The sequence below is a fragment of the Telluria sp. LT2P80 genome (genome assembly GCF_059685955.1).
Genome location: NZ_JCASIO010000001.1, coordinates 1,029,388 through 1,045,693, shown reverse-complemented (window position 1 = coordinate 1,045,693; position 16,306 = coordinate 1,029,388). Strand labels below are relative to the sequence as shown.

The window sequence follows — 16,306 nt, the reverse complement described above, 5'->3', positions numbered from 1 at the left end:
CGTGGCAGGCGAGACCGGGACCTTTATGGTCCCGGTTTTTTTTGGAGCGTGCGTGCCGCTTGCAGCACGCCGCCAAAGGTCTAAGATGAAGTGATACGGCGGCAGCAGCGTTGCCGCCTTTCTCGCAACATGCCGGAGGGCATATGGACGAGTACAGCAATGAATACATCGGCACCGTATACGTGCTGCCGCAATCGCACGCATTCGAACTCCATACCGTGCTCCACGGCGCAGCCACTGTCATCACCGGCACCGTTGCCCAACCGTTGGCGCAGCAACTGGCCGATGCCATACCGGGCGGTGGCGGCGTCGCCGATCCATGCCAGCTTGCCCTGCGGCCGCGCCGTGTCGAGGTGGTCACGCGTGTACTCCACGAACGTCACCGGGCGCCACACAAGATGCACTTCCTGACCCGCGTTCACGAGGTCGAAGAGCAGGGCAGGCCAGTCCCACTGTCGGCCATCTGAAGGCGTTCCACAAAAAAAATGCCGCCCGGTTTGTACCGGACGGCATGCATAGAGACGTATCGCAGGCTTCAGGCGAAGCTGACGAAACGCTCCGGAATATCGATTGCACCATTCTTGGCGGCTGCTGCGTAGGTACGCATGTCAGCGATGACTGCTTCGAGCTGGTCATCGCCCGGATTTTCGATAAAACTCTTCATACGCTCTTGCAGGGCAGCTGCCTGATCACGCCATTCATATCTGGACGACTTGCTCATACTTTCTCCTCGCGGTCACACCGCTCTTATTTGAATTCACGACACCCGTTGTGAACATTTACATAATGACATAGTTTAGTGGTAATAGTCGGTACGATGGCACACTGAACTTTCCACCAAGCTACATGCATAAGTTCAGCCGGGTTTGAGCACGCTGCTGTAGAACAGTTCCATCCGTGCCGCCAGTTGGCGTTGTGCTTCCTCGCCCGACGGCTCGGCATCCGGAAACAGGAAACGCCCGACCGGATCGCCGTTGATGCAGCCGATTAAGTGCGTCAGCATGACCGACGGCGGCACGTCGTCGCGCAGTTGCTGTCGGATATCGGCACGTGCGAAAAAGCGCGCCAGCATGTCGCGCGTCATGCGCGGGCCGCCCTCATAAAACGCTTCGGCCAGTTCGGGATTCGTGCTCGCCTCGGCGATCACCACCCGCTGCAGGGCGATGGCATCGGGCTCAATCAGCAGCGCGTAGAAATCGCGCGCAAATTCATCAAGAATCGTGCGCAGCGGACGCGTGTCGAGATCCATATTGCGCTCTGCAAACAGGCGCTCGCGCCGCGACGCGAGCACGGCCTTGAGCAGGCCGGCCTTGCCGCCGAATTTGACATAGATGGTGCGCACGGCTACCCGTGCTTCGCGCGCGATCGATTCCAGACTGGTACGCGTGTAGCCGTTTTTCAGGAACAGCCGACAGGCAGCCTCAATCAGTTCCTGATTGCGCGTTTCGACGTCGGCTGCCTTGGGCCGCCCGGCAGATTTTATACATGTCAATGCTGTGTTCATACATTGGACTCTAGAGCAAAATAAAATGAAATGCAACCGTTTCATTTCTTGACTTCGTTGTATTGATGGCGAATAATGCGACGAATCCATTTCATTTCATTTCGGAGCAGCACCATGGCAGAGAACGACATCACGGCACGGCAGGCGAGCGCAGCGCAACCGAAGGCGGACGCTCCCGCCGCCAGGAAGCCGCCCAACAAGCGCGTGCTGATCGTCGTCGGCCTGATTGCACTGCTGGCCATCGGTGCCGGTGGGCGCATGTGGTATCGCAGCTCCCATTTCGTGGAAACCGAAAACGCCTACGTGACCGGCCGCATGCACCAGGTCTCGTCGCGCGTGGCGGGCGTGGTCACCAAGGTGCTGGTGGAAGACAACCAGATGGTCAAGGCGGGCGATGTGCTGGCGCTGCTCGATCCGGCCGACCAGGCCGTGCGCGTCGAGCAGATCCAGGCGCAGATCGCCAGCATGGAGCAGCAGGTCAAGCAGTCCGATGCCCAGCTGCTGCAGGTGCGCGCCCAGGCCGGCGCCGCCGGCGCCCAGGTACGCCAGGCCGAAGCCCAGTTGCTGCGCGCCCGTCAGGACGCCGAGCGTTTCGGCCAGCTGTACAACGACACGATGAAAGCCGTGTCGAAATCCGAAGTCGATGCATCGAGCGCAGCACGTGCTGGCGCCGTGGCCGACGTGGCCGCGCGTCGCGACAACGCCGCCGCCGCGCAGGCACAGATCGGCGCCGCCGAAGCGGGCCGCGACGTGCTCAAGGCCGAAATCAAGGTGTTGCAGGCGCAGCTGAAAGACGCGCGCCAGCAGCTGGCCTACAACAGCATCGTGGCGCCGGTGGCAGGCCGTATCGGCCGACGCAGCGTCGAAGTCGGCGCGCGCGTACAGCCGGGGCAAGCGATGCTGGCCGTGGTCGAAGACAACGTCTGGGTCGTCGCCAACTTCAAGGAAACACAGTTGGGCGGCCTCGCGCCGGGCCAGGCAGTGAGCCTCGAAGTCGATGCGCTGCCTGATCATCATCTGGTTGGCCGCGTGGACAGCTTCTCGCCGGCGTCGGGCAACCAGTTCGCACTGCTGCCGGCCGATAATGCAACCGGTAACTTCACCAAGATCGTCCAGCGCGTGCCGGTCAAGATCACGCTCGATCCGCAGGACGTCAAGAAGTACGCGGGCCGCCTGGTGCCGGGCATGTCGGTCGTAGCCGAAGTGGAGCTGGGCCAGGACGTGAAGCCGACGCAGACTGCAGCCGCGCGCTAAGCACACCATGACCAGCTTGAGCAAATCAGCCCCGTCGGGCGCGATGGGCAGCGGCATGCCGGGCGCACCCGCGAATGGCGCCGCGGTGGACCTGCGCACCTGGGTCGCGATCGCCGCCGGCATGCTGGGCGCCTTCATGGCGGTGCTCGACATCCAGATCACCAATTCGTCGCTGCGCGACATCCTTGGCACGCTGTCGGCCACGCAGGAAGAAGGCTCGTGGATCTCCACCGCCTATCTGTGCGCCGAGATCGTCGTGATCCCGATGACGGCGCTGTTTACCCGCGCCTTCGGCATGCGCAACTACATGATGGGCACGACCGCGCTGTTCCTCGTGTTCTCGACGCTGTGCGGCGCGGCCTGGAGCCTCGAGAGCATGATCGTGTTTCGCATGCTGCAGGGCTTCACCGGCGGCGCGCTGATTCCGATGGCGATGATGCTCGTGATGACGCGCCTGCCGCCCTCAAAGCGCGCCACCGGCATGGCCATCTTCGGCCTGACCGCAACGCTCGCGCCGGCCATGGGTCCGACGCTGGGCGGGTATCTGACCGAGCTGTATGGCTGGCCGTCGGTCTTCTACATCAACTGGGTCCCGGGCGTGCTGCTCATCGCCGGCATGATGTGGGGGATGGATGCGGAGAAGTCCAACGTCCGCACGCTGATCAAGGCCGACTGGCTCGGCATCGCGCTGATGGCCATGGGCCTGGCCTGCCTGACGATCTTCCTTGAAGAAGGCAACTCGAAGGACTGGTTCGATTCGAGCTTTATCGTGACCTTCGCCGCGCTGTCGCTCACCGGCATCCTGGGCTGGATTGCGCTGAGCTTTACGCGCCCCGATCCGTTCGTGAACCTGGCGCTCTACGGCCAGCGTAACTTTTTGGTGGCGACCACGCTGTCGGCGGTGATCGGCATGGGCCTGTATGGCTCGGCCTACCTGCTGCCGCTGTACCTGGGCCAGATCGCCGGCTACACGCCAATGCAGATCGGCGAAGTGATCGCCTGGGTCGGCCTGCCGCAACTGCTGGTGATGCCGTTCGCGGCCAAGCTGTCCTCGAAAGTGGACAATCGCATCCTGTGCAGCTTCGGCCTGTTCATGTTTGGCATTTCGTGCATCATGAATTCGTACATGGATGCGACGACCGGCTACGACCAGCTGATGTGGACGCAGGTCGTGCGCGCCATCGGCCAGCCGTTCGTGATGCTGACGCTGTCGAACTTCGCCATGTCCGGCCTGCCGCCGCGCGAAATGGGCTCGGCCTCGAGCCTGTTCAACATGACGCGCAATCTCGGCGGCTCGGTCGGCATCGCGCTGCTGGCCACCACGCTGACCAACCGTGAACACTTTCACTCGGCGCGCCTGGGCGAGGCCGTGTCGACTTATGCACCGGCCACACAGGAGCGTCTCGACATGCTGACCCAGGCCTTCATTGCCAAGGGCATCGACCCGGCGGCTGCGGCCAACCAGGCGCTGGGCGTGGTCGACCGCCTCGTACGGCGTGAATCGTATGTGATGGCCTACAACGACGGCTTCTGGATCATCGGCATGATCCTGCTCGGCTGCATCGCGGCGATCTGGATGGCCGACAAGGTCAAGTCGCCCGGCGGTGGCGGCGGTGGCCATTGAACCCGCATTCAATTGAAGAGACAAACCATGTTCAAGCCTGTACTTAACGGCGTCCTCGCGATCGCCATCAGCACCCTGTTCGCCGGCTGCACCACGCTGGGCCCGGATTTCAAGGCGCCGCCGGCGCCCGCCGATGCGGCATTCCGCCATGTCGACGCCAGCACGAACGGTGCGCGCCTGCCGGCCACCTGGTGGCAGGTGTTTGGCGATGCAACGCTCGATACGCTGGAGACGCGCGCCTTGCGCGACAACCCGGGCGTCGAGGCGGCAGCGCAGCGGCTGCTGCAGGCGCAAGCGCAACTGGGCGTCGTGCGCGCAGGGCAGCTGCCGTCGGTGTCGGTGGGCGCGGGCGTGTCCAATGCCCGCACGTCGAGCGAGACGTCGCAGGGCCTGGCCCTCGGTGGCCGCTCGATCGAAGGTAATAACTACAGTGTGGCTGCGTCGTTCTCGTACGAGCTCGACCTGTGGGGCCGCGTGCGTCGCATCGTCGAAGCCAGCGACGCGCAGGCACTGGCCGCGCAGATCGACCGCGACGGCGTGCTGCTGATGCTCTCGGGCCAGGTGGCGTCGAACTACTGGCAGTTGCGCGGGCTGGACGCCGAGCTGGCGATCCTGCGCGACGCGCTGGCCACGCGGCGCGAATCGCAGGATCTGATCGAAGCGCGCTTCAATGCCGGGCTGTCGAACGAGCTCGATGTGTCGCGCACCCGCATCGAGCGCGCCAACGCCGAAGCCGACCTGCACGGAGTCCAGCGTCAGCGCAACCTGGTCGAACACGCGCTGGCCACGCTGGTGGGTGCTTCGCCCACTGCGCCGCTGCTGCCCGAGACGGCGGCCGGCGCATTGCCGCAGCCACCAGCGATCCCGGTGGGCCTGCCAGCCAGCCTCGTGGGCCAGCGCCCTGATCTGGCGGCCAGCGTGGCGCAGCTGAAGGCGGCCAATGCGCAGATCGGCGTGGCCGAGGGCGCGTTCTATCCGGCGCTGTCGCTGACCGGGAATTTCGGCTATGCGTCGCAAAGCCTGAACGATCTGACCACCGGCGGCGCGCGCCAGTTCTCGGCCGGGCCGCTGGCCCTGTCGCTGCCAATCTTCGACGGTGGCCGCAACCGCGCCAATCTGGCGCTGGCGCAGGCACGCTACAACGAGGCGCGCGCGAATCACGACACGCGCCTGCTGACGGCGCTACGCGAAGTGGAAGATGCGCTGTCGGACGTCGAGCAGCGCTCCAGGCAGGGTGATGTGCAGGCCCAGTCGCAACAGGCGGCGGCGCGCGCGCTGCTGGTGGCACAGGCGCGCTACGACCGCGGCGTCTCGACCTACCTGGACGTGACCGACGCCCAGCGCAGCACGCTGGCCGCCGACCGCGCCGCGGCGCAGATCCGCACCCAGCGCCTGCTGGCAACGGTGGCGGTGGCGCGTGCCCTGGGCGGTGGCTGGGAGCAGGGCGCGGCATTGGCCACCGTGCGCTGAGACGCGCCGACCCGTGGTTGTCACGACCAACCACGGGCAGGTGTTGCGTAATGGTGCACACGAGGTGCACACGATTCAGATTTGATTCCAATGGGCAATATCGGGTGATATATTTGCGCTCGCTGAAAGAAAACAGACAGTTTTCTTTGCGACCCACTGATCTCGACCCCTCCCATGAAAAACAAGAACCTCACGATCGGCGCCCGGCTGGCTTTCGGCTATGGCGTCGTCTTTTTGCTGATGATTGTCCTGGTTGCGCTGGGCGCGAGCCGCGTGGGGCGCATCGAACATGTCCTGAATTACATCAATGACGTCAACAGCGTCAAACAGCGCTACGCAATCAATTTCCGCGGCAGCGTGCATGACCGCGCGATCGCTTTGCGCGACGTGGTGCTGGCGGCCGACCCGGCTGGCGCCGCGACGCCCATCGCGCTGATCAAGACGCTGGACGACAACTACGCGCGTTCGGCCGGCCCGCTGGACGCCCTGTTCGCCGAGCGCACCGACATGCTCCCCGAAGAGAAGGACGCGCTGGCCGCCATCAAGGCGCAGGAAAGCCTCACCAAGCCGCTGATCGAGCGCGTGGTCGCGCTGCACGCCGCCGGCCAGGGCGTCGAAGCCGCGGCGCTGCTGTCGCAATCGGCCGCACCGGCCTTTACCGGTTGGCTCGCCAGCATCAACCGCCTGATCGACCTGGAAGAAAAACTGAATAACGAAGCGGCCGCCGATGCACGCGCGATGGCCAAGGGATTCGTTGGCTGGATGGCGTTGCTGTGCCTGGGCGCGATTGCCGCCGGTTCGCTGGCAGCCTGGTACACGGCCCGCGGCCTGCTGCGCCAGTTGGGCGGCCAGCCGGATTACGCGGCGTCGATCGCCTCGGCCATCGCCGGTGGCGACCTGGGCGTGGCAATCGTCACCCGTCCGGGCGACAACACGAGCCTGCTGTTCGCGATGCAGGGCATGCGCGACAGCCTGGTGCGCATCGTCTCGCAAGTACGCAACGGCACGCTGGCAATCAGCGCCGTGTCGACGGAAATCGCCGACGGCAACCGCGACCTGTCGAGCCGCACCGAACGCCAGACCGGCACGCTGCACGCCACCGCTACGTCGGTCACCCAACTGACCGGCATCGTGCGCCAGAACGCCGAGAATGCACGCCAGGCCAACAGCCTGGCCGAGTCGGCATCGGCCGTGGCACTGCGCGGTGGTGAAGTCGTCGCGCAAGTGGTCGACACGATGGCGTCGATCAACGAATCGTCGAAAAAGATTGTGGACATCATTGGCGTCATCGATGGCATCGCGTTCCAGACGAACATCCTGGCACTCAATGCCGCCGTCGAAGCAGCACGCGCCGGCGAGCAGGGCCGTGGCTTTGCCGTGGTCGCCACCGAGGTGCGCAATCTGGCCCAGCGCTCGGCCGCAGCAGCAAAGGAAATCAAGGTGTTGATCGGCAGTTCGGTCGAGCGTGTCGATGCGGGCGCCGTGCTGGTCGACCGCGCCGGCGCGACCATGGGCGAGATCGTCACGGGTGTGCGGCGCGTCACCGATATCATGGCCGAGATCAGCCATGCGACCGTCGAGCAGAATGCCGGTATCGAGCAGGTCAATGGCGCGATCGCGCAGATCGATGAAGCCACGCGCCAGAACGCGGCGCTGGTGCAGCAGGCCAGCGGCTCGGCCGCCACGCTCGAGGATGAATCGCAGCGCCTGGCGCAACTGGTGAGCATCTTCCGGCTGAACGACGGCGCACACGCCGTACCGAAAACATCAGGCTATCAACCGCATTTGCTTAATTGATTTTTTTGCAAGTGTACGGTGTCGCACAGAGCGGTTGTTGAGGATGGCGTTTAATGGCTACACCAACAACCTAATAAGGGACTTCACCATGAAATCGTTCATCGCCACCTTGATCACCGCCGCTGCTTTCGCCGCCGTTGGTATCGCACCTGCAGCTGCCCAGACCGTCAACAAGGCTGCGCACAAAACGGCCATGGACAAGGCCAAGGCCGACTACAAAGTCGCCAAAGACAAGTGCGACGCCATGAGCGGCAACGCAGAAGACATCTGCGAAGATGAAGCCAAGCTGATGCGCGCCAAGGCCGAGCACGATGCAGCGGTGAAGTTCGACAACACCGGCAACAACGTGATGAAAGCCCGCGGTAACGTCATCGAAGCCGAGTACGACCTGGCCGACGAAAAATGCGACGCCCTGAAAGGCGATGCAGAAGACAAGTGCGAAATGCAAGCCAAGTCGACCCGCGACGCAGCACGTGACGCCAACAAGGCCAAGTAATTCCTGACCCAGGCCTGGCCGCACCTCACTGCGGCCGGCACCTGTCATGAAAACGCCGTCCCCGGACTAGTTCTGCGGACGGCGTTTTTTTATTCGGCGTACGTGTGGCCTTGACGCCACAGTTGGCACCTACCAGGCATGCCGGGCGCAGACACGCCCGGTGGGGCAGATGGCGGGCGCTATAATCGCCCGGTGAATAAACTCGAAGCCTTTGGATATATCGCCGCGCAAGCTGTTCGCGGCGAAATCACGTTCCCCACCAGCGTCAATGCCGTGCTGCGCCTGCAGCAGGCGCTCGACAACCCTGATTGCCATATCGATGAGGCCATCAGGCTGGTGCTGGCCGAACCACAACTGGCCGCGCGCACAGTCGCCCTGGCCAACACGGCCGCATTTGGCGGCGGTGGCTCGGTACCCGTGACCAATGTCCGCACCGCCGTGACGCGCATCGGCTACCGCCGCCTGCAGGCGCTGGTCGCGAGCCTGGTGGTGCGCCAGTTCGGCAACCGCATCAACGATCCGCAGCTGCGCGCCAAGGCCGAACAATTGTGGGAGCACACGACCCACATGGCCGCGATCGCCTATTCGCTGGCGCGGCGTGTGACGGGCGTCAATCCCGACACCGCACTGTTTGCCGGCATCGTGCACGAGGTGGGCGCTTTTTACCTGCTGGCGCGGGCCGACGAATTTCCCGGCCTGCTCGACGACGATGCCGACAACTGGGGCGCGCTGTGCGCGGACGTGGTCAGCGCCGAAGTCATGAAGAAGCTGTCGATTCCGCCAGCCGTCTCCGACGCCATTGCCGACATGCGCGGCGGCTGGCTCAATATGCCGCCCGGCACGCTGCTCGACACGCTGCTGATGGCCAATCAATATGCACCAGTGCCATCGCCGCTCGATAGCCGGCGCGAGCCATTGCCGCCGCATAGTGAAAACGCGATCGACTTCGTGTTCGATGAAACCACCTTGGCCGAGATCCTGGAAGAAGCGGCCGAGACCGCTCGCGCAATGGGTGGTATCTCGTTGGTGTAACCTGATTTTCCGTGTAAATACGATGCTGGAAATGATACTATTGATCATTACCAATTTCTACATGGAACTATCGTGATCAAGCTTGGCGTATGTCTGACGGCGTTACTGGCAATGACCGGTGCACACGCGGGTGTGCTCGATATCGGTTCGGTCATGGGCGGCGCAAATGTCTTCACCGCTGGCAGTTTTACGGCCAATTCAAGCGACGTCGAAGGCGCCATCGTTTCGGGCGGCAATGTCTCGATCGCCAATTACGCGGTCAACCAGAACGGCAAGGCTGCATTTGGCGGTTATTCAGTGGCTGCTGGCGGCAATCTGTTTCTGCAAAATGGCGCGATCAGCAACGGCAAGACCTATGCCGGCGGCACGACTACCCTGAACAATGCGGCGCAAACACCGGCGACCAATGTCAGCCCGGTCGATTTTGCCGCTGCAGCCCAGCAGTTCAAGAATATCGCCAGCGGCCTGAGCATGATTGCATCCACCGGCACGATCACGCGCGAGTACAGTGCCAACAAGGTCACCGGCAGCGGCAAGGGCGGCGTCGACGTGTTCAATGTGAATGCCGACTTTTTCAATGGCGGCAACAACTGGATGCTGACTGGCCTGAGTGCAGGGCAGACGCTGATCTTCAATATCGGCGGCAAGCAGGGCGGGTTCAATGGCGGCAATATCGGCTTTGATCCATTGAGCGGCTACAACGTGCTGTTCAACTTCTATGAAGCCGAGTCGGTCAACGTCAAGGGCATCATCGGCAGCGTACTGGCGCCGTATGCCACGGTCGAAAATGGCTGGGGCGTGATCAATGGCCAGGTCATTGCCAATACGTGGAATTCGAGCGTCCAGGTGAACTCGAACCATTACTTCAAATCGGTGGAAGTCGCAGGCTTCGAGCTCGTCAAGGACGTGCCGCCAACCGATGTGCCCGAGCCGGGCACGCTGGCATTGATGCTGGCCGGCGCCGCAGGTGTCGCCGGCGTTGGCGCCTCGCGCAGGCGCCGTCTGCGCGAAGCCTGCGCCTGAATCGACCTGGCCGTTACGCCGGCGGCGAGGTCGCCGGCTGCGCTTCGCCCAGCATGCGCTCGACCGTCCGGGCCAATTCGCGTGCCTTCCAGCGGCGACGCGTCAGCATCAACGCCGTCAAGACCACACCACACAGCGCCATTGCCGCTGCGACCCACTGCGGCGCAGTGTAGGCAAAGCCCAGCGTCAGCGGAATCCCACCCAGCAGGGCGCCCAGCGCATTGCCGACATTGAAACCCGCCTGGCCCAGCGACGAGCCCAGCATCTCCGCTTCGCGCGAATGCTCGATCAGGAGCACCTGCACCGGCGGACCAATGGCCAGCGCATTGGCGCCGGTCAGGAACGCCAGCACCACCATCGCAATTTTCGACTCGGCCATCAGGCCATTGCACAGCAGCAGTACCACCATCGAGACCATCAGGATCAACAGGGCTGGCAGCGGATGGAACTTGTCGGCCAGATAACCGCCAAACTGCACGCCGACCGTCATGCCCACACCAACCGCCGTCATGATCAGCGGCAATGCGCCCGTGCTGAAGCCCGTGACATCGGTCAGCAGCGGCGCGATATAGCTGAACCACGCAAAGAAGCCGCCGGTGCCGATCGAGACGATGCCCAGGGCCAGCCACAGATCCAGGTGCCGGAAGATGCGCAGGTCTTGCATCAGGCCCGTACGTTTGCTTGGCGCGATCGGCGGCACCCACTGATACAGGCTCCACATGGTGAGTAGGCCAATGACGGCGACGATCAGGAACACCATGCGCCAGTCGAACGCATGGCCGATCCAGGTGCCGAGCGGCACGCCCAGCACATTGGCCAGCGTCAGGCCGGTAAACATCATGGCCATTGCCGCCGCCGTCTTGCCGGGCTCGGCCAGGCGGCTGGCGACGACCGCGCCCACGCCGAAGAAAGCGCCATGCGGCAAGCCGGCCAGGAAGCGCGACGCCATCATCGTCTCGAAGTTCGGCGCGAACGCCGACATCGCGTTGAACACGGCAAACATCAGCATGAACCAGATCAGCACGGTGCGCGGCGGACGGCCGGCGACAATGGTGACGAGGGTGGGCGCACCGACCACGACACCGAGCGCGTAGGCGGTGATGAGATAGCCGGCTTGCGGGATCGTGATCTGCAGACCACGGGCGATATCGGGCAGGATGCCCATCATGACGAATTCGGTCATGCCAATGCCGAAGCCGCCAAGGGCGAGGGGAAGTAGGCTTTTCTTGATCACAGGGGAGGTGGTTGTACTGCGGTGGAAAATGATCCCTGCCGACGGAGGAATTTGCGGCTGGGTCTGTCACTATACCGGCTGCAAGAGCAAACGTCCGCTCACCAGTCGTGATGACAGGTATAGGGTGCCCGAATGGGCCGCCTCAAGCGGGCAGTGGCTCGTCGTCGTCCGGCGGCCACACAATGCGGCCATGGCCCACGTCGCCCAGCCGCGCGCGGATGCCGTCAGCGTCGCTTGCCGGCAGGCTGAACGTGAACTGCACGTCGTCGCCGTGCGCTACCTCGTCGAGCGTGGCGCCGGCCGCATCGAGCTCGCGCCGCAGCATCCCTTCCATCGCATACGGCGCGCTGCAGCGCAGCTGGCGCAGCTTGATGATCGGGATCTTCGGCGCGCCCAGCAGCGCCTGCGCCACGCTGTCGGTATAGGCCCGCACGAGGCCGCCCGCGCCAAGCTTGACGCCGCCGAAGTAGCGTACCACTGTGGCCAGCACACCATCGAGATCCTGATGGCGCAGCACATCGAACATCGGCCGCCCGGCAGTGCCGCTCGGCTCGCCATCATCCACCGCCGCCGACTGGCCGCCGGCCAGCAACGCCCAGCACACATGCGCCGCGCCAGGATGCTGCGCGCGCAGCGCCGCCACGATCTGCTGCGCACCAGCACGGTCAGCCATTGGCTGTACGCACGCAATGAAGCGGCTTTTCTTGATGATCAGTTCGTGGTGGACGGCGCTGGCAATGGTCTGGGGCATGGGGCGCGCAGTAAAAGGACAACGAAAACGACAACGCCAACCCGAAGGTTGGCGTTGTCGATGAATCTTTGGTAGGCCGTGCGGGATTCGAACCTGCGACCAACGGATTAAAAGTCCGCTGCTCTACCAGCTGAGCTAACGACCCGAAGAAGACGAGATTATAGCGGCACTTGGCAGATTTACCAAGTGCTTCTAGTCACTTTTGCGGGTGGCGTCGCTGATTCTCTCGATATCGGGCTGGCATGACTGTTGCGCCGGCCCATCATAGTTCTTATTTTTGGTACAAAAACGGAAAAATAACTATCTATCAGGCAAGCTAATTTCTATACTATGGGTTGCACTATTGCTAATGTTTCTTACCAAAAGTTCATGTTGTAACAATTTTATTGTTAATGAATGTCGAGAGAGTATGTCAAATCCAGAACTTACCTGGTTGCCTCATCAACCTGATTGGAATGAATGTTTGCAACGCGTGACGGCGTTGGATAAGGCTTCAGCGTGGTCTGCGCTAGTTGAATTGGCCAACGTGCGTCTGGATATGATGGCGACGACCAAGCTGGATCGTCAACTACTCAAGCTGTTCAAGCAATGCCCGGTCAATCTTGAGACAAAGCCGGTGCGGCTTGCCGTACTGGGTTCCTCCACGGTTGACCATTTGCACGCAGGCATCCGAGTTGGCACGCTGCGCCGCAATATCTGGGTCAGCCTGTATCAAGGCAATTACGGTCAGTATGTTCAGGATATTCACGATGACGGCTCGGACTTGCATGCTTGGGCGCCGAATACCGTCTTGTTCGCCTTCGATGCCAGGCATCTGTTGGCTGGTTATCAGGTCGGCGAATCGTCAGAGGCCAGCGAAGTGCGCGTCGCTGCGGCAATCGATCACATTGTCGGATTGTGGCGCTCTGCGCGCAGCAAGTTCGGGTGCGACATCATCCAGCAAACCATCCTGCCCATCCACCCTCGGCTGTTTGGCGAAAATGAAAACCGGCTACCCGGCTCGCCTGCTGCACTCGTGGCACGCCTGAATGAACAGCTCAGGAAATGCGCTCTCGACGAGGGCGCTACGTTGCTGGCGCTCGATCATTGGGCAGCCGAGGATGGCCTGACAGCGTGGCACGATCCGGCGATGTGGCACCGCGCCAAACAGGAAGTGCATCTGGCAGCCATGCCTATGTATGGCGACATCGTAGGCAGGATTCTCGCAGCGCAGCAAGGTAAATCCCGCAAATGCATGGTGCTCGATCTCGACAATACGTTGTGGGGCGGGGTCATCGGTGACGACGGCATCGACGGCATCGTGCTTGGACAGGGTAATGCGCTGGGGGAGGCATTCAGCGAATTCCAGCGCTACGCAAAAGACCTGTCCAGGCGCGGTGTGATTCTCGCAGTTTGCTCAAAGAACGACGAGAAGAACGCCTTGCTGCCATTCGAGCAGCACCCGGAAATGATTCTGCGGCGCGACGATATCGCCTGCTTTTCTGCCAGCTGGGGTGATAAGGCGACTGCCATTCGCGCGATTGCCCGTCAGCTCAATATTGGTCTCGATGCCATTGTATTCGCGGACGATAACCCATTTGAACGCAATATTGTTCGCCGCGAATTGCCGATGGTGGCCGTGCCTGAGTTGCCGGAAGATCCGGCCTTCTATACCGCGACGATCGCGCGCGCCGGTTACTTTGAAGGCATCGCCATGACTGCGGAAGATGCCATGCGCACGCAACAGTACAAAGCGAATATTGAACGAGAATCCGAGCGCCACAGTGCCACCGACCTGCCCAGTTACCTCAAGAGCCTCGACATGACGCTGCACTGGAGCCGATTCACGTACTCGGACCAGGCCCGCGTGGTTCAGCTGATCAACAAAACCAACCAGTTTAACCTGACCACCAGGCGTTACTCCGCCGACGAAGTCGGCAAACTCCTGGAAAATCCAGCAGCGCTACCGCTTCAGATGCGGTTAGTCGACAAATTTGGCGACAACGGCATTATTTCAATCATCATCGGTTATCTGAAAGACAAGACAATCGATCTCGACACTTGGCTCATGAGTTGCCGCGTGCTCGGCCGGCAGGTCGAGCACGCGGTGCTCGGCATCGTCGTCAATGAGGCGCGGCGGATGGGTGCAAACCGCCTGACCGGTCACTTCCGTCCAACGGAAAAGAACAGCATGGTCGCGGAACACTACCTGCGTCTGGGATTCACGGCGCTCCCAGACGAGTCAGGAATAAATCAGCAATTTGAATTACACCTGGATGCATACCAGGCGCTCCCCACTTTTTTTGTTATCACGGAGAACTAGCATGACCGAAGCAGACGTATTACTCAAACTTGAAGAAATTTTCCGCGACCTGTTCGATCTGCCCGATCTGCAGCTCGATGTCAGCATGAGCGCTGACGACATCGACGAATGGGATTCGGTCAATCACGTAATGCTCGTTGTCCAGGTTGAGCGCGAATTCAAGATCAAATTTCACACCGCGGAGGTCGAGGAGATGAAGAATGTTGGCGACTTGGTGAAACTGGTCGTTGGAAAATTGGGTAAGTCGACACCGCGCTGAAACCATGCTGTTTAACTCCTATGTTTTCATTGCATTTTTCCTGCCGGTGGCACTGGCAGGATTCTTTGCAAGCGCGCGCTATGGTCGCCAATCGGCTGCAGCATGGCTGATTCTGGCGTCGCTGGTGTTCTACGCTTGGTGGAATCCCGCGTTTCTTCCTATTTTGATCGCGTCGATTCTGATCAACTACGGTATGTCCGAGGTCGTGGCCAGGTCTGGTCAGCGCCCGGCGTTGCAAAGCGCATTGCTGGCGCTTGCCGTTGGCCTGAATTTGCTGGCGCTGTTCTACTACAAGTATTTTTTTGAGGTTGCAAAGTTTCTCACCGAAGACATTGGTTTCGAGGTGCATGCCGATTCGATTCTTCTGCCCCTTGGAATCTCGTTCTTCACGTTTACCCAGATCGGCTACCTGATCGATGTGAAGCAAGGTGTGGCCAAGGAGCGTGGGTTCTTGAATTACGTCTTATTCGTGACGTTTTTCCCGCACCTGATCGCCGGGCCAATCTTGCATCACCGCGAAATGATGCCGCAGTTTGCCGAAAAACAGACTTACCGTTTTTCACTCATTAACTTTTCGGTCGGCGTGACGATATTTGCCATGGGTCTTTTCAAGAAGGCCGTCCTTGCCGATCCCTTGGGTGGCGACGTCACTGCCGGCTTCGATGCCCCCGGCGATTTGTCCTTCTACGGTGCCTGGTGGGTCGCAGTTCGCTATTCGATGCAGCTATATTTCGACTTTTCAGGCTACTCAGATATGGCCATCGGACTGGCATGCATGTTCAATGTGCGCTTTCCGTTGAACTTCAATTCTCCATTCAAATCGCAAAGCATCATTGAATATTGGCAGCGTTGGCATATGACGTTGACGCGCTATCTGAACCAGTATTTGTATAACCCGATGGCACTGGCAGTCGTGCGCTGGCGCAGCAATCACGGCTTCGGCACCAAGCGTGTCAATCAGAAGACACTTGGTGGTTTTTTGTCGATGACTGCCTTACCGACCATGCTGACCATGGCATTGATCGGCCTGTGGCATGGTGCCGGGCTGCAATTTCTACTGTTCGGTTTGCTCCACGGCGCCTACCTGACGGTCAACCACGCGCTGCGCATTTTCAGGGGAGCTGCAAGCGAAAATTCCAATCCGTGGGTGGCGTGGCTACGCCGAATCCTGAATATTGCGGTGACGTATATCGCCGTCGTTGTCGCACTCGTGCTGTTTCGCTCATCGTCGCTGGACAATGCGATCACAATGTATCAGAGCATGCTGGGGTTAAACGGTTTTGTGTTCGCGGTCGGAAAAGCCGACATCATCTGGCTACTCGTATTAGCAATCATTGTTTGGGGCTGTCCGAACGTACAGCAGATCATGGGGCAGTTTGGTCCTGCGCTGACGAAGGTCGATGCGTTCTCAAAGCGCGTGCCGCTGATCTGGAAAGCCAATGCTAAGTGGGCATGCGCTGCTGGCGTAATGCTGGCGGTTTCTCTGATGGCGCTCGGCGGGACATCCGAGTTCATGTACTTTCAGTTCTGATGTCGTCAGCGATTACACAAGACAACCTT

15 protein-coding genes and 1 tRNA gene are annotated in these 16,306 nt (G+C 61.2%); 11 read left to right on the top strand and 5 right to left on the bottom strand.

Translation table 11 applies throughout. The features are described from left to right. Positions 1-143 precede the first annotated feature (143 nt). Positions 144-467, top strand: coding sequence for a hypothetical protein (locus tag AC56LW_RS04660; protein WP_499632107.1), 324 nt, complete (start codon positions 144-146; stop codon positions 465-467). 68 nt (positions 468-535) lie between these two features. Here the strand turns inward: AC56LW_RS04660 and AC56LW_RS04655 are convergent, their stop codons facing one another. Both AC56LW_RS04655 and AC56LW_RS04650 read right to left on the bottom strand, forming a co-directional pair. Beyond that, positions 536-721, bottom strand: coding sequence for a hypothetical protein (locus AC56LW_RS04655; protein ID WP_183555857.1), 186 nt, complete (start codon positions 719-721; stop codon positions 536-538). 135 nt (positions 722-856) lie between these two features. Then, positions 857-1,594: a TetR/AcrR family transcriptional regulator gene (locus tag AC56LW_RS04650; protein WP_499632104.1), complete on the bottom strand. Its 738-nt coding sequence runs from the start codon at positions 1,592-1,594 to the stop codon at positions 857-859. A 24-nt stretch (positions 1,595-1,618) separates the two neighbouring features. Between AC56LW_RS04650 and AC56LW_RS04645 the strand changes: the two genes are divergently transcribed. From AC56LW_RS04645 to AC56LW_RS04615, 7 genes are all read left to right on the top strand, one after another. Beyond that, a complete protein-coding gene (locus AC56LW_RS04645) occupies positions 1,619-2,758 on the top strand; it encodes an HlyD family secretion protein (RefSeq protein WP_332532509.1) in 1,140 nt (379 codons plus the stop codon). 7 nt (positions 2,759-2,765) lie between these two features. Continuing rightward, on the top strand, positions 2,766-4,382 hold the full coding sequence (locus AC56LW_RS04640) for a DHA2 family efflux MFS transporter permease subunit (RefSeq protein WP_499632101.1): 1,617 nt from the start codon (positions 2,766-2,768) through the stop codon (positions 4,380-4,382). 27 nt (positions 4,383-4,409) lie between these two features. Then, positions 4,410-5,852 (top strand): efflux transporter outer membrane subunit, encoded by a 1,443-nt coding sequence (locus AC56LW_RS04635; RefSeq protein WP_499632098.1) that lies wholly within the window; start codon positions 4,410-4,412, stop codon positions 5,850-5,852. A 174-nt stretch (positions 5,853-6,026) separates the two neighbouring features. Further along, positions 6,027-7,649 (top strand): methyl-accepting chemotaxis protein, encoded by a 1,623-nt coding sequence (locus AC56LW_RS04630; protein ID WP_499632095.1) that lies wholly within the window; start codon positions 6,027-6,029, stop codon positions 7,647-7,649. Positions 7,650-7,737: 88 nt separating this feature from the next. Continuing rightward, positions 7,738-8,145: a cell envelope biogenesis protein TolA gene (locus tag AC56LW_RS04625; RefSeq protein WP_332532505.1), complete on the top strand. Its 408-nt coding sequence runs from the start codon at positions 7,738-7,740 to the stop codon at positions 8,143-8,145. A 192-nt stretch (positions 8,146-8,337) separates the two neighbouring features. After that, a complete protein-coding gene (locus AC56LW_RS04620) occupies positions 8,338-9,177 on the top strand; it encodes an HDOD domain-containing protein (protein ID WP_499632092.1) in 840 nt (279 codons plus the stop codon). A 111-nt stretch (positions 9,178-9,288) separates the two neighbouring features. Beyond that, positions 9,289-10,200 carry a choice-of-anchor A family protein gene (locus tag AC56LW_RS04615; RefSeq protein ID WP_332532503.1) on the top strand — a complete coding sequence of 304 codons (912 nt, stop codon included), beginning with the start codon at positions 9,289-9,291 and terminating at the stop codon, positions 10,198-10,200. Between the two features lie 13 nt (positions 10,201-10,213). On the opposite strand, the gene AC56LW_RS04610 is transcribed toward AC56LW_RS04615, so the two are convergent. The 3 genes from AC56LW_RS04610 to AC56LW_RS04600 all read right to left on the bottom strand — a co-directional run bounded on the left by AC56LW_RS04610 (position 10,214) and on the right by AC56LW_RS04600 (position 12,330). Next, positions 10,214-11,434 (bottom strand): MFS transporter, encoded by a 1,221-nt coding sequence (locus AC56LW_RS04610; RefSeq protein ID WP_499632089.1) that lies wholly within the window; start codon positions 11,432-11,434, stop codon positions 10,214-10,216. A gap of 142 nt (positions 11,435-11,576) precedes the next feature. Beyond that, positions 11,577-12,185 carry an IMPACT family protein gene (locus AC56LW_RS04605; RefSeq protein WP_499632087.1) on the bottom strand — a complete coding sequence of 203 codons (609 nt, stop codon included), beginning with the start codon at positions 12,183-12,185 and terminating at the stop codon, positions 11,577-11,579. Positions 12,186-12,254: 69 nt separating this feature from the next. Then, positions 12,255-12,330: transfer RNA gene (locus AC56LW_RS04600), tRNA-Lys, on the bottom strand. A gap of 264 nt (positions 12,331-12,594) precedes the next feature. Between AC56LW_RS04600 and AC56LW_RS04595 the strand changes: the two genes are divergently transcribed. From AC56LW_RS04595 to AC56LW_RS04585, 3 genes are read left to right on the top strand one after another with little or no spacing between them, the layout of a single operon-like run. Next, a complete protein-coding gene (locus AC56LW_RS04595; protein WP_332532500.1) occupies positions 12,595-14,487 on the top strand; it encodes an HAD-IIIC family phosphatase in 1,893 nt (630 codons plus the stop codon). A gap of 1 nt (position 14,488) precedes the next feature. Further along, positions 14,489-14,746, top strand: coding sequence for an acyl carrier protein (locus AC56LW_RS04590; RefSeq protein WP_332532499.1), 258 nt, complete (start codon positions 14,489-14,491; stop codon positions 14,744-14,746). Between the two features lie 4 nt (positions 14,747-14,750). Further along, positions 14,751-16,277, top strand: coding sequence for an MBOAT family O-acyltransferase (locus AC56LW_RS04585; protein WP_499632084.1), 1,527 nt, complete (start codon positions 14,751-14,753; stop codon positions 16,275-16,277). The last annotated feature ends 29 nt before the right edge of the window (positions 16,278-16,306 follow it).